The sequence below is a fragment of the Rhizobium sp. 01T437 genome, assembly GCF_056398505.1.
This window is the reverse complement of sequence record NZ_JBFTPM010000002.1, coordinates 206550-230825: the sequence shown is the minus strand read 5'-3', so window position 1 is coordinate 230825 and position 24276 is coordinate 206550. Positions and strand designations below refer to the sequence as shown.

Here is a 24276-nt window from a genome sequence, read left to right as displayed (position 1 = left end):
ACCCGGCCTTTTTATTTTCTAAGCCTTAGCGTGGACGCGGCGCCGCCGTGCTGTCTCTCACGACAAGTTCGAGATCGAGCGCCTCATGGTCTTCCGGCAGCGCATTTTCGAGGATCGCCGTCACCGAGCGCCGTGCGATTTCGGCAAAGGGCTGCGCGACGGTGGTCAAGCGCGGAAGCGAGGTTGCGGCTTCCGGCACGCCGTCGAAGCCGATAATGGATACGTCCTCTGGCACTTTTAGCCCGCGCTCGGCGAGCCACTGCATGGCAAACAGCGCAACCTTGTCCGACATTGCCAGAATTGCCGTTGGTGGATTGGCAGAGGAGAACAGGGTTTCCATAGCCGTGATGGTGCTCGGCCTGTCATGCAACGTTCCCTGGATCGGAACGGCTTCGCGAGGAATGCCGTATTCCGCCAACGCCTTCCAGTAGCCATGCATGCGGTCGCGTGGCGTCGCTTCCATTTCAGGATCGACACGCTCTGGTGCAACCAGGCCGACAAGGCCATCGACATCGCCGATCGACAGGATCGCGATATTCCGGTGCCCGAGTTCCAGCAGATGCCGCGCAGCCGCAGCCCCGCCCGCGACATTGTCGATGCCGATCGCCGGAATGGTCTCATCCTCGATACCGAGCGCCAGCGCGATGAACGGCAGCTGGCGCTGACGGGTGAGTTCCACGAGCCTCTCTCCGCCTTCCACGCAAAGCAGAATGAAGCCGTCGACGAGCGCGCTGTTGATGTTCCAGGCGAGCCGCTCCTCGTTCATCGCCGATACGACGGCAATGCCTGTGCCGCTGGCATCACAGACCTCGCCGATCGCGGTCATCAGCGAACGCGCCCAGGGATCGTCGAAGAAATAGGTGAGCGGTTCGACGGCGGCAACACCGATCGCGTTCACCCGCCCTGCCCTGAGCAGCCTGCCCTTGATATCAGGCCCACCGTAACCGAGCTCGCGGGCGACATTGAGCACCCGTTCGCGAACCTCCTCCCGGACCACGTCTGGGCGGCTGAATACATTCGATGCCGTGCCCTGCGATACGCCTGCCGCCTTGGCGACATCAGCCAGTCTCACATGCCCTTTGCCCAAAGCTACTCCTTGCAGGTACCGATTTGGCTCACTCTAGCAAGAAATTGTATCGGTTCAAAATAAACTTGACAGCGTTACGGATGAGGAGGAAGATTGAATCGGTTCAATAAATCCACTGAGATTTTGAATCGATTCAACATGACGGAGAACGGAGCGATGATCCCGATCAGTTCGTTATTCAAGGATCTCTATGAAGACCGCTGGGGGAACCCGCGCAACAACCAACCTGCCGAGGAGGCCGAACGCGGCAAGCGTCTGTTTGTCCTCCTGCCATTCATGCATCGGTTCATCAGTCGCAAAGGTCCGGACGCCTGGTCCTTCACCATCCCGGTTGATCGCCGGCTTCGATAAGAGGCCACGCTGAGGCGTTTGACCAAAATCAATTCCCCCGCGCCCCGCTTCCCCTATTCTGGCATCATCAAGGGGATATTGGCGGCATTGGCCGCTGCCGGAGGCCGGAACATGAACAGGATGCTGATGCCGAGCAGCCGCGAGCGGGCGCTGCTTTCCAGAGCCGGAATATTTGCAGAGTTGGACAGCGCGGAAACCGAGGCGCTGCGCGCCTGCTCCACCGTGATCACGTCCGCTTCGCACGACATTCTCTTTCAGGAAGGCGAGCCCGGCGTTTATTTCTACAGCGTGCTGGAGGGCTACGTCCGGCTCTTTCGTCTGAATGGAGAAGGGCGTGAGGCAGATATCCGCATCTGCGAGCCGGGCGACAGCTTCGCCGAATGTCTGATCCAGGCAGGCGGCATCTATCGCTATGGCGCCCAGTCGATGGACAACACGGTGCTTGCCCGCTTCCACATCGGCAAGGTACGCGCCCTCTTGGCTGAACACCCGCAGATCGGCACTGCGATCATGCGTAGCCTGTCGCTGCATCTGCTGTCGACGATGGAGTGCCTCGCCAACGACCGGATGCAGACGGCGCCGCAACGCGTGGCACACTACCTTCTTTCGCATTGCGTGGAGGAAGGACCGGCCATGGCATCGCTGCGGCTACCCTTCCCGAAGAATCTGCTCGCCCGCAAGCTGGGTCTGGCGCCAGAGGCGCTGTCCCGCGCTTTCTCGTCACTCAAATCCGCAGGCGTGACCGTGCGCGGCCGTTTCATCGCCATCAGCGACGTCAACATGCTCAGGCGTATCTAGGCCTCAGCAAAAGTGCGCAGAGGTTTTGCGTCCGGAATTGCATAAGAACAAGGAGATAGAGCATCTCCCGTGATTCGAAAAACCGGAGATGCTTTATAGACCGCCTTGCACCCGCAGGAAGTCGACGATCGAACTGATGCCGTCGCCGCGCTTCATGTCGGAAAAGACAAAGGGGCGCGTTGCGCGCATCCGTGTCGCATCCCGATCCATCACATCGAGGTCAGYCCCGACATAAGGCGCCAGATCCTTCTTGTTGATGACGAGAAGATCTGACCTTGTAATGCCCGGCCCACCCTTGCGCGGAATTTCCTCACCCTGGCAGACGGAGATCACATAGATGGTGATGTCGGCGAGATCAGGCGAGAACGTCGCCGCCAGATTGTCACCGCCGGATTCGATGAAGACGACGTCGAGATCGGGGATGCGCTCGTTGAGACCCGCGATCGCCTGCAGGTTGATGGTTGCATCCTCGCGGATGGCCGTATGCGGGCAGCCGCCGGTCTCCACACCGACAATGCGCTCGGAGGGCAGCGCCTGCATACGCACCAGCGCCTCGGCATCCTCGGTCGTATAGATGTCATTGGTCACGACAGCGACGGAATAGTCGTCGCGCATTGCCTTGCAGAGCTTTTCGGTCAGCGCCGTCTTGCCCGAGCCGACCGGCCCGCCGATGCCGACGCGCAGAGGTCCGTTTCTTGATTTCATATGTCTTACTCCAATCGAAGTCAGATGATAGCGAAGCGCTGCTTTCCCGCCACCGTCAAATGACGCAGATATCAGGATAAGTCTCGTTCATGAGCGGAACAGCCGCGTCTCCTGCGTCTCGTGACGAAGCCCCGCAATGTCAGCCTGAACCGTCGCCGAACCCAGATCGTCGAGACTGGAGCGGGCAGCACGCGCGGCAATATCCATCACATGCTCCTCCAGCCCGGCGAGAATGGCAACGCCGTCCTTCTGTCCCGTGACACCGAGCCGGATACCGGAAGAGACCGCCTGGGAGAGATAGGCATGCAGGAAGGCAGCCAGCGCTTTCTCAAGCGCTATCCCGTGCGCGCTCGTCACCGCACCGACGGCCACCGGATAGGCCGTCTTCTTCGGCAATCGGCTGAACACGTCATCGGGCCAGGCCTGCGCAGCCGTCAGGAAGGCTTCGCCAAGCAGCATCGTCTCCTGATGCCGCTCGCGCGAGCCGGCAAGTGCTGCGGCCAGTTCGGCAAGCTCCGCAAGGTGGTCGCCATTGTCATGACCACGATGGCTTGCGGCAAAGAGTACGGTATCGTTCCAGACCGTACCGTTGCTGGTCAGCGTCTGAAGCCAGCGTCGCAGCATGCCCGCATCGCCGACGAGCCCATCCGCCACCGCCCGCTCCAGGCCGCCGGAATAGGCGAAGGAGCCGACGGGAAAAGCTGGCGAGAGCCATGCCGTCAGGCGCAGCAACGCCTGCAGCTCACGATCCCCGGCCATCAGGCTCAATCGTGCTTGTGATGGCTATGGTCGTGATTGTGGCCATGCTCGTGATGATCGTGTCCATGTTCATGATGCGCATGTTCATGATGCGCATGATCATGGTGCTCGTGGTCATGATGCTCATGATCATGGTTGTGGCCGTGATCGTGATGATCATGCCCGTGCGAATGCCCGCCCTGGGAATGATAGGCGCCGCGAGCCGGCTGGAAGGGTTCGTTGATATCGAGCACCATCGCGCCCAGCCCCTGCAGCATGGTGCGGATGACGTGATCGCGCAGGATCACGATGCGATCCTCCTCGATCTGCGCCGAGAGATGACGGTTGCCGAGATGCCAGGCAAGTTCGATCAGATGCGCGCGGTCACGGCCGCGCACTTCGAACAGTTTCTCGTCGGCGGCAAGGATTTCGATCAGCTCGCCATCCTCGCGCACCAGCATGTCACCATTGGCGAAAAGTACCGGATCCTTGAGATCAAGCATCACCATCTCGCCATTCTCCAGATGCAGGAGCTTGCGGCGCAGGTGCCGCAGATCGTGCGGCAGCTTGACCTGTGCGGTCGGATGGGAGGAAGGGGTGCCGGCGGGAAGGTAAGATGTGACGCGCTGCATGACATATCCGTTAAACTGGGACCTAGACCATGCAAAATAGCCCTTCGCGATGCAAGCACCAATGCACGTTTCGTAACGCGCTAGCCTAGATTCCATATGCCTGCAGCAAGCTCGCCTCGTCAGACCCGACACCCTGCACGCCAAGGCCGTTTTCGACGAGACCATGCCAGGCGTGGTTCAGCCCTTCCCGCTCATGGACGACACGATTACGGCCGAGCGCCTTGGCGAGATAGAGCGCCTTGTCGGCGGAGGCATAGACCGCCTCCTTGTCGCGTCCCTCGTGGAGATCGGCAATGCCGCCTGATATCGTGATGGTGACGTCATGCCCATCCGCCGGAATCGGCCGCGCAGCAATCTGTGCCCTCACCCCTTCGATGCGCGCCACCCGCTCCTCCCGCGTCCCGCCCTGAACGACGACACCGAACTCCTCGCCGCCGAGCCGCGCCACGACCGACGCGCCCTCGAAAGCCGCAGAAAGCATGGCTGAGACGGCAGTAATGACGGCATCACCGCAACCATGGCCGAAACGGTCGTTGATCGCCTTGAAACGGTCGACATCGAAAATGGCGAGACAGGCCTCCCCGTCCACCCTTTCCAGGGCATCGGTGAAAGCGCGCCGGTTCAGGAGCCCAGACAGTGTGTCGGTGCGGCTGAGCTTTTCGAATTTGGCACGGGAGACGGTCAGGTCGTGGATGGCGAAGCCAGCGACGAGCGACAGCACGCCGGACACCATTCCACCGATCAGCCAGGAGAGGATGATGGCAAAGATCATGGCATGTCCGAGGGTAATCGGCAGCACTCCCATGAAGTTGAGAGGAGGCAGCGTGATCACGATGATGAAGCCGGACAGAATAACCGCCAGAAAACTCATCTTCAGCGCAAAAGTATAAACGGTTTTGCGATGCTCGAAACTGCCTAGCTCAGCCTGAAGCGATATCCAGTTTTCCATGAGAATCGACCTTCCTGCCCCGCGTTTCCAGGCCATTGATAGGGTTGCAATTGCTGCGGGGGTCTTAATCCAATCGCTAAAATTCGAGTGATTTCAGGGGATTCAGCCGATCTGTTTTTTCTAGCAGGGAGTGCAACTTTTCGGGACAGGCATGTCCACTATGGGAAATACAGCTAATAACTTGATTTAAAACGCATTTTATGGGGAATTATCGGCGCCTGTTCCAGAATGGTCTATGGCTTAAAAATCACAGTCTATCCACCGATTTTCACAACCAGCTGGGGAATGATGCCCAGATTTCACTTTAAGGGCAACAACGGGGAAACAGTGTCTCAAAAACACAAGGGTTAAAACGGGAAATAACGCCGCGCCGTCAGCAGCGCCAAGTTGCAGAAGAGCCTCTATACTTCAATTATAGAGACTAAGCGAAAGCACCAGCGTCTGCGGCAACGGATTCCAGAAACCCGTTCGCAAGCCGCCTGTCCGTAGCGCAGCGGCAGTCCATGTATTGCAGCCAAACAGCACATTGAAATAGCCCCTCGCCTCAAAGAACCTGTCGTAGTCGCCATATCCCCTGTCGCCGACCGGCACGACCGCTCCGTTTTCCCGGATGAAACTGTCATTGATGAAGCCGAGCAATTGCTCGAGGCGCCCGCCATCGACATTGAGAACCGTCACGGCCGGATGGGTTTCGGAGATGCCTCCGGCAACATCGACATGCATCACCGATCCATCGATCGTCAGCGCGCGAAATACGGGCATCGGCTTCAGATCGGCCCAGGTCGGTGTCTCCAGATAGAATGAGCGACCGCCCCATCCGAAGATCAGCCATTGTGCGGCAGGATCGCTCACCGGAATGCCGGCATCCTCAAGGAATGAAAACGAAGCCCGAAGCCGATCGTCGAGCGGGATCGCAATGTCCGTATGAATCGGGCCGGAAAGCAACAGAATTCGTTGCGAGGACGTCGTGTCGGGAGAAGCCTCGGCTGCCCCAAGCATAGGCCTTGGAATGAAGGTGCCACCGGCCACCAAAAACAAAAACAGCGCGATTGCCCCTATAAGCCATCGCGCTGCCAGCTTCAAACCGCGCATGAAAGATGGGGCTCAGAACAGGAAATAACGCTGCGCCATCGGCAGCACCGTCGCCGGCTCGCAGGTCAGCAATTCGCCATTCGCCCGCACCTCATAGGTCTCCGGATCGACCTCGATATCAGGTGTCAGGTCGTTGTGGATCATCGACGCCTTGGAGATGCCGCCACGGGTGTTCTTCACTGCAACGAGATTCTTGGCGACGCCGAGGCGGCCCTTGAGACCGGCATCGAGCGAAGCCTGAGAAACGAAGGTGACCGAGGAATTCGTCAGGCTCTTGCCGAAGGAGGCAAACATCGGACGGTAATGCACCGGCTGCGGTGTCGGGATCGAGGCATTCGGATCGCCCATCGGTGCAGCGGCAATGGAGCCGCCGAGCAGCACCATGTCCGGCTTCACGCCGAAGAAGGCCGGGTTCCACAGGACGAGGTCGGCGCGCTTGCCGACTTCGATGGAGCCGATCTCATGCGACAGGCCATGGGCGATCGCCGGATTGATCGTGTATTTGGCGACATAGCGGCGGACACGGAAATTGTCGTTGTCGCCCTTCTCGTCTTTCAGGCGGCCGCGCTGGCGCTTCATCTTGTCGGCCGTCTGCCAGGTGCGGATCAGCACCTCGCCGACGCGGCCCATGGCCTGGCTGTCCGACGAGATAATCGAGAAGGCGCCGATATCGTGCAGGATGTCTTCGGCCGCGATCGTCTCCTTGCGGATACGGCTTTCGGCAAAGGCGATATCTTCAGGGATAGACGACGACAGGTGATGGCAGACCATCAGCATGTCCAGGTGCTCGGCGATGGTATTGACCGTATAGGGCCGCGTTGGATTGGTGGACGAAGGAATGACGTTCGGTTGGCCGCAGATCTTGATGATGTCGGGTGCGTGACCGCCGCCCGCCCCTTCCGTATGGAAGGCATGGATGGTACGGCCCTTGATCGCGCCGATCGTATCCTCCACGAAGCCGCTCTCGTTCAGCGTATCCGTATGGATCATCACCTGTACGTCATATTCGTCGGCAACCGACAGGCAGCAGTCGATGGCGCCGGGCGTCGTACCCCAGTCCTCGTGCAGCTTCAGCGAAGTAGCGCCGGCAAGCACCATTTCCTGCAATGCGCCCGGAAGCGACGCATTGCCCTTGCCGGCAAAAGCGAGGTTCATCGGGAAAGCATCGGCTGCCTCGATCATGCGCGCAATATGCCAAGGGCCGGGCGTGCAGGTCGTCGCAAGCGTCCCGTGCGCCGGCCCCGTGCCGCCGCCGAGCATGCAGGTGAGGCCGCTCATCAGCGCTTCCTCGATCTGCTGCGGGGCGATGAAATGGATATGGCTGTCCATGCCGCCGGCCGTGAGGATCTTGCCTTCGCCGGCAATTGCTTCTGTGCCCGGACCGACGATGATGTTGACGCCCGGCTGCATGTCGGGATTGCCCGCCTTGCCGATCGCCGCGATGCGCCCATCCTTCAGGCCGATATCAGCCTTGTAGATACCGGTATGGTCGATGATGACGGCATTGGTGATGACGGTATCGACCGCGCCATCTGCCCGCGTCACCTGGCTCTGGCCCATGCCATCACGGATGACCTTCCCGCCGCCGAACTTCACCTCCTCGCCATAGGTAGTGAAATCCTTTTCGATCTCGATGAAAAGCTCCGTATCGGCAAGGCGGACCTTGTCGCCGGTGGTCGGACCGAACATGCCGGCGTAAGCCTTGCGGGAGATCTTGTAGGGCATCTATCAGGCTCCTTGGGAGGAAGAGACGAATGGTTTTCCGGCAAGCCGTCTGAGACGGCCGGCCGCAATATGGGAGTCGACGAGCTGCTTCTCGGCGGCGAAGGGATGCCACTCCCAGCCCACATGGCCGAAGCCTGCGAGCGTCACCTCGTCGTTGGGAAATCTGTCGAGCACTTCGCCAATCACGATCATGCCGCTGCTCGGCACGACGTAAGGCGCCGGCGAGAAGGCAGACAGCGCCTGATCGACGGCTTCGTGAACCTGTTTGTCAACGATCCGATGCACTTTGCCAGCTTCAGCACAGAAAGCGCTGAATTGGCTGGTGTAATCGTCGCAGAAATCATCGAGCTCCGGATGCGAAGCCGCAAGAGGTACCCGCATCGCCGCGAATTTTTCGGGATCGCGCACGCTCCAGACTTCCGAGGCTTCGACAACACCGGGATGGATGCGCCAGCTTTCCGAGCCGAGCATGGCCTTGGCGGGCCGGCCGGTATTGCACACGGCAACCACATCGGTATGCGTGCCGCCGGCACCATAGGAACGGCACTCGTTGAAGCGGATGACGAAGTCGGCGGCATCGATGATCGCAGCCCCTCCCTCTCCCACTTCGCCATTGCCCACGATCATGATCGTCCTGCCCACCTTACTGGCCCATTCCATTGGCGAGTTCTTTGAGCTCCTTGGTCCTGAGATCCGTCAGGTCAGCAAGGCAGCCCGCCACCAGCATCGGCTCCATCGAGCCGCCACGTGCCTGAAAGCCGTAATTCTCGCATTGAGCGTCGCGATAACTGATCCAGGCGCGCTGTGCCTTGAGAAGCGCCTGTTCGGCGCCCTTCATGTCACCATCGAGATCCTTGTCGATCGCCACCATGGCGGCACGCGTCTGCTTGTACTGGGCATTGAGCGCCTTGTCGGCCTCTTCATAGCGCGCCTGCGCGCAGCTCGTCATATCGGATTGTGTCTGCGCATTGTCGCAGTCCACGTCCTCGGCATGGGCAGCACCGGCGGCAAGCAGCATAAATACTCCACCGATGAGCCCGATCTTCAAGCGCATGAATTTCCTCCCGTCATTTTCTTTTAATTAGAGCCGGCCCATGACGAGCTGGCGGAAGCCGTAGACTTCGCGTTTGCCGGACAGCGGAATAAGCGTCACCGAGCGGGTCTGGCCCGGCTCGAAACGCACGGCCGTGCCGGCGGGAATGTCAAGCCTCATGCCGTGGGCCTTGTCGCGATCGAAGGACAGGCCGGCATTGGTCTCGGCAAAATGATAGTGGCTACCGACCTGCACGGGACGGTCGCCGGTATTGGAGACCTCAAGCGTCACGGTCGGCGCGCCGGCATTGAGCTCGATATCGCCATCAGCGGCAATGATTTCGCCAGGGATCATCTGTTTCTCCTTAAGCCGCCTTGGGCGCACAGCCCTCGGCCTTCAGAACACGCTTGGTGGAAGCCGGATTGTTGGCAAGTTTTGCCGCAGGCCGGATCGGCCGGACGACCAGGTTGCCACCGCAATTCGGGCAGACACCCTTCAAGACATTCTCGACGCAATCCGCGCAGAAGGTGCATTCGAAGGTGCAGATCATCGCTTCCGTGCTGTCGGGCGGCAGATCCTTGTCGCAGCATTCGCAGTTCGGTCGAAGCTCCAGCATGATACGCTCCTCAACGGATCGGTTCGTGAACAGTCACCAGCTTCGTGCCGTCGGGGAACGTCGCCTCGACCTGCACGTCATGGATCATCTCAGCAATGCCTTCCATCACCTGGTCGCGGCTGATCACATGGGCGCCGGCCTCCATCAGTTCGGCGACCGGGCGGCCATCACGCGCGCCTTCGACGACGAAATCACTGATGAGGGCGATGGCTTCCGGATAGTTCAGCTTGACGCCGCGCTCCAGACGCCGGCGGGCCACCATGGCGGCCATGGAAATCAACAGCTTGTCTTTTTCTCTCGGGGTGAGGTTCATCGTCTATCCGCTTGTTGAACTCATAGGTTCCAGACTTTCGGCACAGGCGCTCCATTGCGCAAGGCGGAAATGACCGGGATCAGGATTTTTCTCAGCGCAAAGCCATCGGCTGCTGCAAGGCGCACGACGATCTTGTCGCTCCAGGCGCTTGCCCCGCCCATATGCCCGTCCACCAGCGGTCGCACTTTGGCAAGATAGGCTTCCGACATCGGCCCGGCATAGAGAACCGTTGCAAAGGCCACCTGCCCGCCCAGCACCGCCTGCTCTGCCGCAAGCAGCGCCACGGCATCGGAAAGGCGCAGCTCCTCGGCATGGATCAGCCGGCCCGACCGGCGGATGCGCCAGCGATCGCGAAACAGCCCCGTCTCCATCGTCTCACCCATCGCCTTGCGCCCGAGCAGGATGGCCTCGACGGCCAGAAACTCGGCACTGTCGTCGAGATCGACATCCAGACGGCGAAACAGCGATGCACGATCGAAAAGAATGGTCTCCTGCGGCAGCCAGTCGACGCGGGCGCCCGGCCCAACCTCGATCTGCGTCGTCACCTCGGCAGTACCGGCCGATGCCTTGTAGATCTTCTCGCAAGCTTGCGTCGTCACATCGATGCGCGTACCGGCCCCGGCCGATACACTCCAGTTCATCCGGTCGCCGCCGGTCAGCCCGCCGGCCGTGTTGATGATGACGGCCTCCATTGAGGCATCGAATGTATCCGGCAGGCGGATCTTTGCCGCACCTTCCTGATAAAGCTCACGGATTCGCGTACGCCCATCCTGCACCTTGGCAGCAAGATGCCCGCGTCCTTCCGCTCTCTGCGGTCTTGTGATGCCCGCCGCCGCGCCTGTCATGCCACCCCCGTGCAGATGCCATCCTGTCTGGCAACTTGCGTTGAATGTGTCTGTTGACTGCAACAAAGCAAGTCCCGTGCCGCTTTCCGAAAGCCCGTGCCCCCACGGGCCATAAGGATGGCGCGGAAGGCATTTGCCGCAAAATGCGGCATCTGCCAGCGCGATCGCCAAAGAGGTCATACGGTCAGATGGCGACGCGCTTCCGGCGTATCCAGCGTCTCGGCAAGGCCCTCGTGAACGATCTCGCCACGATCCATGATGTAGACATAGTCGGCAAGCTCTCGGCAAAAATCGAGATATTGCTCGACAAGCAGGATCGCCATGCCGGTGGAATCGCGCAGGTAGCGGATCGCCCGGCCGATATCCTTGATGATGGAGGGCTGGATACCTTCGGTCGGCTCGTCGAGCACGAGAATCTTCGGCCGCGTGACCATGGCGCGACCGATCGCCAGCTGCTGCTGCTGCCCGCCCGAAAGATCGCCGCCGCGACGGGACAACATCGACTTCAGCACCGGGAAGAGACTGAAGATATCGTCGGGGATATTGCGGTCGCGGCGGCCAAGCGGAGCAAAGCCGGTCTCGAGGTTTTCCTTGACCGTGAGCAGCGGGAAGATTTCACGCCCCTGCGGCACATAGCCGATGCCCTGCTTGGCCCGCGCAAAGGGCGGCAGGCCGTTCAGCTTCGCATCGTTGAAGGTGATGGTTCCCGCCGATATTGGATGCTGGCCGGTCACGGCGCGCAACAGCGAGCTCTTGCCCACACCATTGCGCCCGAGCACGCAGGTGATCTTGCCCATCTCGGCCCTGATGGAGATGCCGCGCAGGGCCTGTGCCGCACCATAGTAAAGATTTGCATTTTCAACGGTCAGCATCTTAGCGCCCCAAATAGTTCTCGATCACCTTCGGATCGTTGCTGACGAAATCGATGGATCCTTCGGCCAGCACCGAGCCTTCCGCCAGGCAGGTTACCTTCACACCGAGATCGCGGATGAAACCCATGTCGTGCTCGACGACAACGACCGAGCGCGTCTTGGCGATATCCTTCAGCAGGATAGCCGTCTCAGCCGTCTCGGCATCGGTCATGCCCGCCACCGGTTCGTCGACGAGCAAGAGCTTCGGCTCCTGCGCCAGCAGCATGCCGATCTCCAGCCATTGCTTCTGCCCGTGCGAAAGGTTGGCGGCGAATTCATCGCGGCGATGCGTCAGCCGAACCGTTTCCAGGATTTCCTCGATGCGGTCCTTGTCCTCGCCGGACAGCCGATAGAACAGCGTCGAAAACACCGTACGCCGGCGGTTCAGCGCAAGCTCGAGATTGTCCCAGACCGTATGACTTTCGAAGACCGTCGGCTTCTGGAATTTGCGGCCGATGCCAAGCTGGGCGATATCGGCCTCGTCCTTCTTGGTCAGGTCGATCGTGCCGTTGAAGAAAACTTCGCCTTCATCCGGCCGGGTCTTGCCGGTGATGATATCCATCATCGTCGTCTTGCCGGCGCCGTTCGGGCCGATGATCGCCCTGAGTTCACCGGGTTCGATGACGATGGAGAGCGAGTTCAGCGCCTTGAAGCCATCGAAGGAGACCGAGACACCGTTGAGGTAGAGCACGCTGTTGGGTTTGACGTCAGGGATCATCGTTCTACTCCGCAGCCTGGATTTTTGCGTCGATGCCCTCTTCGGCTGCCGCCGGCGGAACGCCGTTCGAGACGGGCTTCCGCTTGCCGAGATACTGGGCGATCGTGCCGACGATGCCCTTCGGCAGCAGCAGCGTGACGAGCACGAAAAGGCCACCGAGCGCAAACAGCCAGTAATCCGGGAAAAGGCCGGTGAAGATCGTCTTGCCGCCGTTGACGAGGATAGCGCCGATGATGGGTCCGATCAGCGTTGCGCGCCCGCCGACGGCCGTCCAGATGACGACTTCGATGGAGTTCGCGGGTGCGAATTCGCCGGGATTGATGATGCCGACCTGCGGCACATAAAGCGCCCCGGCAATGCCCGCCATCATCGCCGAGACGACGAAGGTGAAGAGCTTGAAATGCTCGACGCGGTAGCCGAGGAAGCGCGTGCGGCTTTCCGCATCGCGCACGCCGACCAGCACCTTGCCGAATTTCGAACGCACGATCGCCGAGGCAATCATCAGCGAGAGCGCCAGAAAGATCGCCGTGGCGGCAAAGAGCGTGGCACGCGTGCCATCGGCCTGCACGTTGAAGCCAAGGATATCCTTGAAATCGGTCATGCCGTTATTGCCGCCGAAGCCCATGTCGTTGCGGAAGAAGGCAAGCAGCAGCGCATAGGTCATGGCCTGGGTGATGATCGACAGGTAGACGCCGTTGACGCGCGAACGGAAGGCAAACCAGCCGAAGATGAAGGCCAGCAGGCCAGGCACGAGAAGCACCATCAGTGTGGCAAACCAGAACTGGTCGAAGCCATGCCAGAACCACGGCAACTCCTTCCAGTTCAGGAAGACCATGAAGTCAGGCAGGATAGGGTCGCCATAAACGCCACGCGAACCGATCTGGCGCATCAGATACATGCCCATCGCATAACCACCGAGCGCGAAGAAGGCGCCATGGCCGAGCGAGAGAATGCCGCAGAATCCCCAGACGAGATCGAGCGCCAGCGCAAGCAGCGCATAGGTCAGATACTTGCCGAACAGCGCCATGATATAGGTCGGCACATGCAGCGGATTGTCCGCCGAAGTCGCCAGATTGAGCATCGGTACCAGCACCGCGACCAGCAGCAGAATGGCGATGGCAATGGAAATCCGGCGATCGAGAGACCGGAGAAGGAAGGCCGTAATCATGCTTCCACCGCCCTTCCTTTGAGTGCGAAGAGCCCACGCGGCCGCTTCTGGATGAAGAGAATGATGAGGACGAGCACCAGGATCTTGCCGAGCACGGCGCCGGCAAAGGGCTCGAGGAACTTGTTGACGACGCCGAGCGACAATGCGCCGACCAGCGTGCCCCAGAGATTACCGACGCCGCCGAAGACCACGACCATGAAACTGTCGATGATGTAGCTCTGGCCGAGGTTCGGCGAGACGTTGTCGATCTGCGAGAGCGCCACGCCCGCCATGCCAGCAATGCCTGAGCCGAGCGCAAAGGTGAAGGCATCGACCCAGCCGGTACGGATACCCATGGACGAAGCCATGCGCCGGTTCTGGGTGACGGCCCGCATCTGCAGGCCGAAGGCGGAGCGCTTCAACAGCATCAGCAGCGCCACGAAGACGGCCATCGAGAAGACGATGATCCACAGACGGTTCCAGGTGATCGCCAAACCGCCGAATTCGAAAGCGCCCGACATCCAGCTTGGATTGCGCACTTCACGATTGGTCGGGCCGAAGACCGTACGCACCGCTTGCTGCAGGATCAGCGACACGCCCCAAGTGGCAAGCAGCGTTTCCAGCGGCCGGCCGTAGAGATAGCGGATGACAGATCGTTCGATGACGAGGCCGACAAAACCGGTGAAGAGGAATGCGGCAGGTACGGCAAAGGCCAGCGAATAATCCGCCATGCCGGGAAAGGCCGAGGTGATATATTCCTGCACGACATAGGTCGTGTAGGCGCCAATCATCACCATCTCGCCATGGGCCATGTTGATGACGCCCATGACGCCGAAGGTGATGGCAAGGCCGATGGCCGCAAGCAGCAGCACCGAGCCGAGCGACAGTCCGTACCAGACGTTCTGGACGATATTCCAGAGAGCCAGGCTGCGGTTGATGGTGGAAATATGCGCCTGAATGGCAGGCTTGAGATCATCGGGAGCGGTTGCCAGCGCCGTCGTCAGAATGGTCAGCGCATCGCGGCCGCCGCGGGCAGCGACCGTATCTATGGCGGCCTTCTTCTCATCGGCGCTCATATCGCTCTTCAGCACCATCACGGCGCGGGCCGCTTCCATGGTGCTCTTGATTTCGGCGTCTTTTTCATCGGCCAGAGCGGAGCTCAGCAGATCGAGATTGGCGGGATCGGCATCTTTCAAAAGGCCTTGGGCAGCCGCAAAGCGAGCGCCGCGATCGGGGCTCAGCAGCGTCAGCTGGCTCATCTGGGTGGCAATGAGCGTGCGCACCGAATTGTTGACCCTGACCTTCGACATCGTGTCGGGATCGATGTCGGCCACAGCCTCGCCGGTGAGCGGATCGGAATAGGTCGGCTCGTCATCCGTGCCGCCCTGCAGGAGCACGGGACCGCCCTCGTCCGAATTGACGTAAAGCAGGCCGTCGCTCAGCTGCTGCAATATCAGGCTGACATGCGCATCCTTGGAAGCGACGAGCGCCTTGATGGCCGCTTCACGCTCCGGAAAACCTCCAACACCAAGCGCATCGACAAGGGCGTGGACATCATCCTGGGCCTTCAGACCGGCCGTTAGCCCCGTGAGTGTCAGGCAAACAGTCAAAAGAAAGATCTTGATGGCGCGATACATCGGCTTTCCCGCCTAAATCATCATAGCAACCGCTGGGGACAGAGCTTCCGCCCGGATTTGAAATCCGGACGGAAGTTCTTCTGGCTCGTGTCGGATCGGCTAACTCAGGAACCCTTGCCGCCGCACTTGCCGGTGGCAACGTTGAAGTTGCCGCAGTTCATCGGCTTGCGCCAATCAGAGATCAGATCCTTGGAGTCCGGCAGGAAGTCGGACCACTCGTCACCGACGACTTCAGGGGTCTGCTGGACGATTTCGAACTGGCCGTTCGCCTGGATTTCACCGATCAGCACCGGCTTGGTGATGTGGTGGTTCGGCATGACGGTTGCGGTACCGCCGGAGAGGTTCGGAACCGAGACGCCGATGATGTGGTCGAGAACCGCATCCGTATCGGTCGTACCGGCGGCCTGAACGGCCTTAACCCAGGCGTTGAAGCCGATATAGGCAGCTTCCATCGGGTCGTTGGTCACGCGCTTGTCGTTCTTGGTGTAGGCGTGCCATTCCTTGATGAACTTCTTGTTGATCGGCGTATCGACCGATTCGAAGTAGTTCCAGGCAGCCAGATGGCCGACGAGCGGCTTGGTGTCGAGACCGGCAAGCTCTTCTTCGCCGACCGAGAATGCGACAACCGGAATGTCGGTTGCCTTTACGCCCTGGTTGCCGAGTTCCTTGTAGAAGGGAACGTTGGCGTCACCGTTGATGGTGGAGACGACAGCGGTCTTCTTGCCGGCCGAACCGAATTCCTTGATCTTGGAAACTTCCGTCTGCCAGTCGGAGAAACCGAACGGCGTATAGTTGATCAGGATGTCTTCCTTCGGAATGCCCTTGGATTCGAGATAGGCTTCCAGGATCTTGTTGGTCGTGCGCGGATAGACGTAGTCGGTGCCTTCGAGCACGAAGCGCTTAACGCCTTCAGTGTTCATCAGGTAGTCGACGGCCGGGATTGCCTGCTGGTTCGGAGCAGCACCCGTGTAGAAGATGTTGCGCGAGGATTCTTCACCCTCGTACTGAACCGGATAGAAGAGCAGCGAGTTCAGCTCTTCGAAGACCGGCAGGACCGACTTGCGCGAAGACGAGGTCCAGCAACCGAAGACGGCCGCAACCTTGTCCTTCTCGATCAGTTCGCGTGCCTTTTCGGCAAACAGCGGCCAGTCGGAAGCCGGGTCGACGACGACGGCTTCGAGCTTCTTGCCGAGGAGACCGCCCTTCTTGTTCTGCTCATCGATGAGCATCAGCATGGCGTCTTTCAGCGTCGTTTCGGAAATCGCCATCGTGCCGGAAAGCGAGTGCAGAACGCCGACCTTGATCGTGTCGTCGGCAGCAACCGCGCCATGGAAGGCGGCCGATGCGGCCATGACCGCGCCGAGCGCTGCACCCGTGATAGTGGACCTGAGATTCATCTGGTTGAACTCCCCTCTTCTTGTTCCGCAACAGGCCGGAAACGGAAATTAACTGTTGCCGAGGGGACTATCGGGTGCTGCAGCGCAAAAACACATACGCAAAATGACGTAGGCGGCAGGGGCAAACCGGCAGGCAAAGATAAGACAGGGCATCCCTCGGAGAGGATGCCCTGTCAGTTCGATATTATCCGCCGATCGTCAAGGTGACGGATGTCGGGCCGTAGGAAAGGGTCGCCTTGTGGCCGGAGATGGTGAACCTGTCGAAGATGCCGGTGATGGCTCCCGCCTTCAGGATCTCGATCTTCGTTCCGGGGGCCGGGGCGTAGCCCGAGGCAAGTGTGACGTCGAGGTCGCCGGAGAGCGCCGCCTTGCCCGCGATGACCAGCGTGCCTGCGCCGTCAGCACCGAGCGTCGGCTTCGCCGCGGCATTGGCGAGCTGCTGGTAATCACCGCCTACGGTCAGCGGCTTATCGGCCGCCAGAACGAGGGAGCCGCCGTTTACCGTCAGTCCGCCGGTGCCGAAGGCCGAGGGCGAGCCTGCCACCAGCACGCCTTCTTCCAGCACCGTGCCGCCGGCATAGCTGTTGGCGCCGGAAAGACCGAGAATGCCGCTGCCGCGCTTCGCCAGTTTGCCCTTGCCGCCGATATCGTTGCGCCAGGTATCGATCGCATTGAAGCCGCCCTTTGCGGCATCCATCGTCACGGTCACGTCCTGATCGAAGGCGCCATAGCCGTCTGCGGCGGCAAACAGGTTGAGGCGGCCGTAGCCTTCAGCATCATCGAGCAGCGGATAGCCCGAGGCGATCTCCGTCGTGCCAAGCACATCGCGGCGCTGCTCGCCGTCGAGATAGGGCAGGCGCGTTTCGAGAAGCGCTTCGGCGCCCTGCGGCACACGGGCCGGCTGGTCGGTCCCATGGATAGTGGGCAGGCCATAGCTCAGGCGCTGCAGCACGTAAGCGCGGTTGGCGTCATGATCGGCGAAACGGTCTGCGGCGAACGGCGCGGCAAGGGCCACGACTTCGAGCGCGCCGGCATCCGCAACGCCTGATTTGGCAATGAGCCATGACTGCGCTTGGGCGTAAGCATCGCTCTTCAGCGCGGCGTTGTCGGCCTTGTTCAGATTGTAGACGACCGTGGCGGTGCCGAGCATGCGGCCACCCATCACGTCGAGGGGGGAATGCATGCCGGCAAGGATGCGGTCTTCGCCCAATTCGCTGGCGCGCGTGATCATTTCCTGAAAACGCTGCGGCACGAGGTAGGCCATGGCGAGCGCATCGCGCCAGGCCTCCGCCGTATGCCCGCTCGGGAAGCCGCCGTCCTCGACCGGCTTGCCGTTCTTAGCAGGCTCGAGCGTCGGGACGACCGAAACGTCCTGGCTCCAACGATAGGGACGGGCATATTTGAAATAACGCTTGGCCGGCTCTGTGGAGCCGTCACCGCTCGCGGCATTGATGAAATCGATGGCAAGGCCCATGTCCGGGTTGGCATCGGTCTTGTTTTCCGTGTCCGGCTTGCTGCCGGCGCCGCGATTGTTGCCCTTGTCGTCGTATTTGACCCTCGTCGCGTCGGCCGCGACTTCGGTGATCGTGGTGGTCTGCTTGGAGCCCGCCTTCCAGGCATCCGTCAGCGGACCAAGGCCATCGACAATGCTGGCATTCTTGCCCCGCCGATCGTCGAGATAAGCAGCAACCGCCTGATCGGCCGTCCGAGCTCGCGTCGCCTTGACGACATAGGCGATGTTCGCGTCATGGACGAGTTTGTTGACGACCTGACCGTCGGTCTTGCTTGAGGGAATGCCGTCCCAATCCGTCTTGGCAACCGCCGGGCAATTGTCCTTGGCCGGGGCCTCTACGCCGGCATCGACGAACGGCGTGCGCGGCGTCCACACTTCGAGGAAGCCGGAGAGAAGATGGACGGCGGCGTTGGTGTCCACCGTCGAGAAGCAGGCGTCGCCGCGCTTGTTGGTGTTTCCAGCCTCCACATAAGGCGCTTTCGCCGCCGCGGCCTGCTCGGCAGCGGCAAGCGATGGCACGATCGAAAGAAGGCAGACGAGCGCGGTGCTCAGACGGCAAAGGCTTGGAACAGACATGGTGACACCCGAAATGGTTGAACGGACGGCGGGAGAGTTAGAGCCCTTATGTGACAGACCGGTTTCAAAAATATTGCCGTTCTATGAATCTGCCGGCGTTCCGCCTCTTGCCTTTCCCGCCCATCCCGCCAAAAGTGGCTCGGAGACGATAAGCTGACCGGAACACCGGAAAGAGGGCATGACAGCGCGCCAACGCATCATTCCGGTGAGACGCGAATATAATCGCTGGGTCGCCAACCAGACGCTGGAAGATTACGCGCTGCGCTTCACCGCAAAGAGCGCCCGGCGCTTCTCCTCCCAGCGCATCTCACAGACGGCGATCGGCGCGATCTCCTTCCTGGCGCTGGAGGCGATCGGCGGCGCCATCACGCTGTCCTACGGCACCACCAATGCCTTCTATGCCATCATCGTTGCCTCGGTCGCCATGCTGGCGATCGGCCTGCCGATCAGCCGATACGCCATTCGCCACGGCGTCGATATCGACCTGCTGACGCGCGGTGCAAGCTTCGGTTATATCGGCTCGACCATCACCTCGCTGATCTACGCCAGCTTCACCTTCATGCTGTTTGCGATCGAGGCCTCGATCATGTCGGGCGCGCTGGAGCTGACGCTCGGCATTCCGCTCTGGATCGGCTACATCATCAGCGCCGTGATGGTGATCCCGCTCGTCACCCACGGCGTGCGGCTGATCAGCAAATTCCAGCTGATGACCCAGCCTTTCTGGATCATCCTGAATATCCTGCCTTTCATCTTCATCGCCTTTCTGGACTGGGGCCAATTCGATGTCTGGCGCGCCTTTGCCGGTATCCGCCACGTCTCCGGCCCGCCCGGCACGGTCGCGGATTTCAATCTCGTCGAATTCGGCGCAGCCTCCGCCGTCATCCTCGCGCTGATGTCACAGATCGGCGAACAGGCGGACTTCCTGCGCTTTCTGCCACCGGACCCACAGCGCAAGTGGCGCCATCGCCTCGCCATCTTCCTCGCCGGTCCCGGCTGGGTCATCATCGGTGCGCCCAAGCTGCTGGCCGGTTCATTTCTCGTCGTGCTGACTTTCACCTCCGGCGTGCCCCTCGACCGCGCTGCCGACCCGGCGCAGATGTACCTGACCGCCTTCGGCTACATGATCCCCTGGCACAATGCCGCCCTGCTGCTGATGGCCGCTTTCGTGGTCGTCTCGCAGTTGAAGATCAACGTGATGAATGCCTATGCCGGCTCGCTCGCCTGGTCGAATTTCTTCTCGCGCCTGACACACAGCCATCCCGGCCGCGTTATCTGGCTGGTCTTCAACGTGGCGATTGCGCTGCTGCTGATGGAGCTCGGCATCTACCGGCTGCTCGAGGAAACGCTCGGCATATTCTCGATCATCGCCATGGCCTGGCTCTGCACGATCTCGGCCGATCTCTTCATCAACAAGCCGCTCGGCCTTGCCCCTCCCGGAATCGAATTCAAGCGCGCCCATCTCTACGACATCAACCCGGTCGGCCTCGGCGCCATGACGCTGTCGGCCGGCGTCGCGCTCATCGCCCATTTCGGCGTCTTCGGCTCGATTGCAGCTTCGCTTGCGCCCTATATCACCCTCGTGATCGCGCTGATCGCCTCACCCACCCTCGCCTGGGCGACGAAGGGCAAATATTACCTCGCCCGCAAGCCGCGCCACGCCTGGAAGAACCTGACCTCCATCACCTGCTCCGTCTGCGAACATCCCTTCGAGCCTGAGGACATGGCCTGGTGCCCGGCCTATGCCGCGCCGATCTGTTCCCTCTGCTGCTCTCTCGACAGCCGCTGCCACGACATGTGCAAGCCGAACGCYCGYTTCAATGCRCAGGTCGGCGCCGTCGCWAARACYCTGCTGCCGGAAACCATCGTYCAGAAGYTGACCACCCGCCTCGGCCGCTACGGTATTGCCGTGGCGCTGGCGCTGACGGCCGTCGGTGCAATCCTTGCCATGATCGCCCATCAGGTGAGCTCGGCCTCGCCGGAGACGGCCGAAGTCGTCAACCGCACCATCCTGATCGTCTTCTTCGTCTTCTCGGTCATCGCCGGCGTCGCCTGCTGGTTCTACGTGCTTGCCCATGACAGCCGCGTCGTCGCCGAGGAAGAATCCTCCCGCCAGAACACCCTGCTCCTCAAGGAAATCGCTGCGCACAAGAAAACCGATGCCGCACTCCAGACCGCCAAGGAAACGGCGGAAGCCGCCAACCGCGCCAAGAGCCGCTATGTCGTGGGCCTAAGCCACGAATTGCGCACGCCGCTGAACGCCGTTCTCGGCTATGCCCAGATCCTCGAACGCGACGAGACGATTCCCGCGCCACGCCAGTCCTCGATCAAGGTGATCCGCCGCAGCGCCGAACATCTCTCCGGGCTGATCGATGGCCTCCTGGACATCTCGAAGATCGAAGCCGGCCGCCTGCAGGTCTATTCGAACGAGATCAATATCCAGGACTTCCTCGACCAGATCGTCGATATGTTCCGGCCGCAGGCACAGGCAAAGGGGCTTTCCTTCATCCACGAGCGTTCGCAGGCTTTGCCGCAATTCGTGCGCACCGATGAGAAGCGGCTGCGCCAGATTCTCGTCAACCTGCTCTCCAACGCCATCAAGTTCACCGACGAAGGCAGCGTCACCTTTGATGTGGGCTACCGCAGCCAGGTCGCGACCTTCACCGTCACCGACACAGGCCGCGGCATCGCCGAGAAGGATCTGACGCGCATTTACGAGCCCTTTCAGCGCGGTGAAGCGGAAAGCGTGCGCCCCATGCCCGGTCTCGGCCTTGGCCTCACCATCACTCGATTGCTGACCAACACACTCGGCGGCGAAATCTCTGTCACGAGTGAAAAGGACAAAGGCTCCACCTTCCGCGTCCGTCTCATGCTGTCGGCTGTCATGCGTCCCGCAGCCCCGCCGCAGGAGAAGAAGATTGTCAGCTATGACGGTCCGCGCCGCACCATCGTCGTTGTCGACGACAATGAGGATCATCGCGAGATGATGCGCGAAATCCTGGTTCCCCTCGATTTCATCGTACTGACCGCCACAAGCGGTCCCGACTGCCTGACGCTAATCGAGGGTATCGAGCCGGATCTCTTCCTCGTCGACATCTCCATGCCCGGCATGAACGGCTGGCAGCTCGTCTCCAGGCTGCGCGAGACGGGACGCACAGCGCCAATCCTCATGCTGTCAGCCAATATCGGCGATGCCGCCGCTCACAGTGACAGCGACGACAGCCACAATGACGCGATCGGCAAGCCAGTCGACATCAAGCAGCTGCGCGACAAGCTGGCCTTGCACCTCGCCCTGAAGTGGCTCTATGCCGACGATCAGACACCCGCACCGATGATGGCCGCCATGCCGCTCAAGAGCCCTGGAACAGCGCATGTGCGGGAGCTGCTGCGTCTCGGCGAGATCGGCTACATCAGAGGCATAGAAGCCAAGCTCGCCGACCTTGCCAAGGTAGAGGCAAATCAGCCATTCACAGAAGAACTCCGCTCCTATGTCGCCGCCTTCGATCTCGCCGGCTTCATTGATTTCCTGCATAAATTCGAAGAAAAAGGTGAAACAGTTGGCTGAGCTTCCCCGCGACATCGTTCTGCTGGTCGATGATTCGCCCGAAGCCCTCGGCTTCCTGACCGACGCGCTGGAACAGTCGGGCTTTTCCGTGCTGATCGCCACCTCCGGCTCGGCCGCGCTCAATATCGTCGAGCGCATCACGCCCGATCTCATCCTGCTCGATGCGGTCATGCCCTCGATGGACGGCTTTGAGACCTGCCGCAGGCTGAAAGCCAATGCCGCCGTCGCCCAGGTGCCCGTCGTCTTCATGACGGGGCTCACCGAAACCGAACATGTCGTGCATGCGTTGGAATCAGGCGGTGTCGATTACCTGTCAAAGCCGATCAATATCGACGAGTTGCGCGCCCGCATCCGCGTTCATCTGCGTAACGCCCGCTCGGCGCAAAGCGCGCGCGTGGCGCTCGATGCCGCCGGCCGCCACCTGCTGGCCGTCAAGGGCAATGGCGCGATCCACTGGTCGACGCCGCAGGCAACCCGCCTCGTCAACGCCGCCATGGGCAGCGACGACGGCATGGAGGTCGTCTCCCGCACGATCGGCAACTGGATGAAGGAACGCGCCGCTGCCGCCCGCGATACCCTCATCTCCATCGCTCATGCCGGGCAGGCTGCCCTGCAACTCGCCTTCCTCGGCGCCATCGGTCCGGACGAATATCTCTTCCGCCTGACGGCCACCAACCAGCGCAACGACGACGCGGTCCTGCGCCAGCACTTTGCGCTGACACAGCGCGAATCCGAAGTGCTGATGTGGATCGCCAAGGGCAAGGCCAACCGCGATATCGGTGAAATTCTCGGCCTCTCTGCGCGCACGGTGAACAAGCACCTGGAACAGATCTATGTGAAGCTCGGCGTTGAAAACAGGGCATCCGCCGCCGTGAAGGCAGCGCATGTACTGCATGAGATATGAGGGGGCAGCAGGCAGCGCCCTCAGACCACCCGGTCCGGCGCCTCGCGACCCTCGAAGAAATCAGTCACATTCTCCACGACCTTCATCCCCATCGCCGTGCGGGTTTCCTCGGTCGCGCTGCCGAGATGCGGCAACAGAACGACATTCTCCATCCGCCGCAACGCGTCCGGCACATGCGGCTCCGCCTCGTAGACATCGAGCCCTGCGCCGCGGATCGTGCCTTTATCAAGCGCAGCAATCAACGCCGTCTCATCGACCACGTCGCCGCGCGCCGTATTGATGAGGAAGGCGCCTGGCTTCATTGCCGCAAGCCGCGCAGCATTCATCAAATGCCGGTTTTCTGCGCCGCCGGGGCAATGCAGGGAAACAAAATCGGAAGCCGCAAGCACCTCCTCCACCGAACCAAGCTGACGTGCTCCGTAGCGCACCGCTTCGGCGGGATCGATCTGTGAGCGGTTGTAGAACACGACATCCATGCCGAAGCCGAAATGGCAGCGCTGTGCGAAAGCCTTGCCGATTCGTCCGAAGCCGATAATGCCGACCGTCTTGCCCGTCACCTTCGTGCCAACCATATGCGTCGGGCACCAGCCCTTCCATTCGGCGGCACGCAGCTGCCGCTCACCCTCCCCGCCGCGACGCGCGACGGACAGCAGAAGCAGCATGGCAATATCAGCTGTGCAATCGGTCAGGACGCCAGGCGTGTTCGTCACCACGATGCCCTTGGCCTTGGCGGTGGCGATATCGATGTGATTGAAGCCGACCCCGAAATTGCCGAGGATTTTCGTGCGGACATCCCCGGCGAAGACCGTAGCCGGCAGCTTGTCGGAAACGGTCGGCAGCACCGCATCATAATCCGCCAGCGCCTGACGCAGTTCGCTTTCAGCAAGCGGTACATCATCTCTGTTGAGCGTCAGATCGAAGCGCTCGGCGAGCACGGCCTCTACAGCGGCAGGCCAGCGCCGGGTGACGAGAATGCGGGGTTTGGGCATGAATCTGGATCCTCCATCCTTGCCTCTGGCTTAGGCCA

At 61.0% G+C, this 24276-nt stretch carries 24 protein-coding genes; 4 read left to right on the top strand and 20 right to left on the bottom strand.

Annotation, left to right across the window (positions count from 1 at the left end):
• Window positions 1–25: 25 nt before the first annotated feature.
• On the bottom strand, window positions 26–1087 hold the full coding sequence (locus AC1DM5_RS04535; protein ID WP_477821447.1) for a LacI family DNA-binding transcriptional regulator: 1062 nt from the start codon (window positions 1085–1087) through the stop codon (window positions 26–28).
• Window positions 1088–1180: 93 nt separating this feature from the next.
• On the opposite strand from AC1DM5_RS04535, the gene AC1DM5_RS04530 reads away from it, so the two are divergent.
• Window positions 1181–1438, top strand: coding sequence for a hypothetical protein (locus AC1DM5_RS04530; protein WP_477821448.1), 258 nt, complete (start codon window positions 1181–1183; stop codon window positions 1436–1438).
• A gap of 111 nt (window positions 1439–1549) precedes the next feature.
• Entirely contained in the window at window positions 1550–2236 is a 687-nt protein-coding gene (locus AC1DM5_RS04525; RefSeq protein ID WP_477821449.1) for a Crp/Fnr family transcriptional regulator, read from the top strand.
• Window positions 2237–2329: 93 nt separating this feature from the next.
• Here AC1DM5_RS04525 and ureG read toward each other — a convergent pair whose 3' ends face one another.
• The 18 genes from ureG to AC1DM5_RS04435 form a co-directional block, all read right to left on the bottom strand.
• The gene (gene ureG / locus AC1DM5_RS04520) at window positions 2330–2941 is read right to left on the bottom strand and encodes an urease accessory protein UreG (RefSeq protein ID WP_477974665.1); all 612 of its coding nucleotides are present in this window, start codon (window positions 2939–2941) and stop codon (window positions 2330–2332) included.
• Between the two features lie 87 nt (window positions 2942–3028).
• Window positions 3029–3700 carry an urease accessory protein UreF gene (locus AC1DM5_RS04515; RefSeq protein WP_477821450.1) on the bottom strand — a complete coding sequence of 224 codons (672 nt, stop codon included), beginning with the start codon at window positions 3698–3700 and terminating at the stop codon, window positions 3029–3031.
• Window positions 3701–3705: 5 nt separating this feature from the next.
• Window positions 3706–4311 carry an urease accessory protein UreE gene (locus AC1DM5_RS04510; protein WP_477821451.1) on the bottom strand — a complete coding sequence of 202 codons (606 nt, stop codon included), beginning with the start codon at window positions 4309–4311 and terminating at the stop codon, window positions 3706–3708.
• Window positions 4312–4396: 85 nt separating this feature from the next.
• Window positions 4397–5260, bottom strand: coding sequence for a GGDEF domain-containing protein (locus tag AC1DM5_RS04505; RefSeq protein WP_477821452.1), 864 nt, complete (start codon window positions 5258–5260; stop codon window positions 4397–4399).
• A gap of 408 nt (window positions 5261–5668) precedes the next feature.
• Window positions 5669–6343, bottom strand: a complete 675-nt coding sequence (locus AC1DM5_RS04500; protein WP_477821480.1) for a TIGR02117 family protein — start codon at window positions 6341–6343, stop codon at window positions 5669–5671.
• 21 nt (window positions 6344–6364) lie between these two features.
• Entirely contained in the window at window positions 6365–8077 is a 1713-nt protein-coding gene (gene ureC, locus AC1DM5_RS04495; RefSeq protein WP_477821453.1) for an urease subunit alpha, read from the bottom strand.
• Window positions 8078–8080: 3 nt separating this feature from the next.
• Window positions 8081–8704, bottom strand: coding sequence for a Urease operon accessory protein (locus AC1DM5_RS04490; protein ID WP_477821481.1), 624 nt, complete (start codon window positions 8702–8704; stop codon window positions 8081–8083).
• A gap of 16 nt (window positions 8705–8720) precedes the next feature.
• Entirely contained in the window at window positions 8721–9131 is a 411-nt protein-coding gene (locus AC1DM5_RS04485; protein WP_477821454.1) for a lysozyme inhibitor LprI family protein, read from the bottom strand.
• A gap of 27 nt (window positions 9132–9158) precedes the next feature.
• Complete coding sequence (locus tag AC1DM5_RS04480) at window positions 9159–9464, bottom strand: urease subunit beta (RefSeq protein WP_477821455.1); 306 nt, start codon at window positions 9462–9464, stop codon at window positions 9159–9161.
• A gap of 10 nt (window positions 9465–9474) precedes the next feature.
• Window positions 9475–9726, bottom strand: coding sequence for a DUF1272 domain-containing protein (locus tag AC1DM5_RS04475; protein WP_477821456.1), 252 nt, complete (start codon window positions 9724–9726; stop codon window positions 9475–9477).
• A gap of 10 nt (window positions 9727–9736) precedes the next feature.
• Window positions 9737–10039 (bottom strand): urease subunit gamma, encoded by a 303-nt coding sequence (locus AC1DM5_RS04470; RefSeq protein WP_007816043.1) that lies wholly within the window; start codon window positions 10037–10039, stop codon window positions 9737–9739.
• 20 nt (window positions 10040–10059) lie between these two features.
• Window positions 10060–10884 (bottom strand): urease accessory protein UreD, encoded by an 825-nt coding sequence (locus AC1DM5_RS04465; protein ID WP_477821457.1) that lies wholly within the window; start codon window positions 10882–10884, stop codon window positions 10060–10062.
• Window positions 10885–11060: 176 nt separating this feature from the next.
• Window positions 11061–11756: an urea ABC transporter ATP-binding subunit UrtE gene (urtE, locus tag AC1DM5_RS04460; RefSeq protein ID WP_477821458.1), complete on the bottom strand. Its 696-nt coding sequence runs from the start codon at window positions 11754–11756 to the stop codon at window positions 11061–11063.
• Window position 11757: 1 nt separating this feature from the next.
• Window positions 11758–12513, bottom strand: a complete 756-nt coding sequence (gene urtD, locus AC1DM5_RS04455; protein WP_007816040.1) for an urea ABC transporter ATP-binding protein UrtD — start codon at window positions 12511–12513, stop codon at window positions 11758–11760.
• Window positions 12514–12517: 4 nt separating this feature from the next.
• A complete protein-coding gene (urtC, locus tag AC1DM5_RS04450; protein WP_477821459.1) occupies window positions 12518–13681 on the bottom strand; it encodes an urea ABC transporter permease subunit UrtC in 1164 nt (387 codons plus the stop codon).
• Complete coding sequence (urtB, locus tag AC1DM5_RS04445) at window positions 13678–15297, bottom strand: urea ABC transporter permease subunit UrtB (protein WP_477821460.1); 1620 nt, start codon at window positions 15295–15297, stop codon at window positions 13678–13680. Before urtB ends, urtC begins: the two co-directional genes overlap by 4 nt.
• Window positions 15298–15401: 104 nt before the next feature.
• Complete coding sequence (gene urtA / locus AC1DM5_RS04440; protein WP_112971177.1) at window positions 15402–16694, bottom strand: urea ABC transporter substrate-binding protein; 1293 nt, start codon at window positions 16692–16694, stop codon at window positions 15402–15404.
• A 184-nt stretch (window positions 16695–16878) separates the two neighbouring features.
• Window positions 16879–18783 carry an acid phosphatase gene (locus AC1DM5_RS04435; protein ID WP_477821462.1) on the bottom strand — a complete coding sequence of 635 codons (1905 nt, stop codon included), beginning with the start codon at window positions 18781–18783 and terminating at the stop codon, window positions 16879–16881.
• Between the two features lie 178 nt (window positions 18784–18961).
• On the opposite strand from AC1DM5_RS04435, the gene AC1DM5_RS04430 reads away from it, so the two are divergent.
• Both AC1DM5_RS04430 and AC1DM5_RS04425 read left to right on the top strand, forming a co-directional pair.
• Window positions 18962–22345, top strand: coding sequence for a hybrid sensor histidine kinase/response regulator (locus AC1DM5_RS04430; protein ID WP_477821463.1), 3384 nt, complete (start codon window positions 18962–18964; stop codon window positions 22343–22345).
• Window positions 22338–23249 (top strand): response regulator, encoded by a 912-nt coding sequence (locus tag AC1DM5_RS04425; RefSeq protein ID WP_477821464.1) that lies wholly within the window; start codon window positions 22338–22340, stop codon window positions 23247–23249. The genes AC1DM5_RS04430 and AC1DM5_RS04425 overlap by 8 nt, the downstream gene beginning before the upstream one ends.
• 20 nt (window positions 23250–23269) lie before the next feature.
• Here AC1DM5_RS04425 and AC1DM5_RS04420 read toward each other — a convergent pair whose 3' ends face one another.
• Window positions 23270–24238, bottom strand: coding sequence for a 2-hydroxyacid dehydrogenase (locus AC1DM5_RS04420; RefSeq protein ID WP_477821465.1), 969 nt, complete (start codon window positions 24236–24238; stop codon window positions 23270–23272).
• Between the last annotated feature and the right edge of the window lie 38 nt (window positions 24239–24276).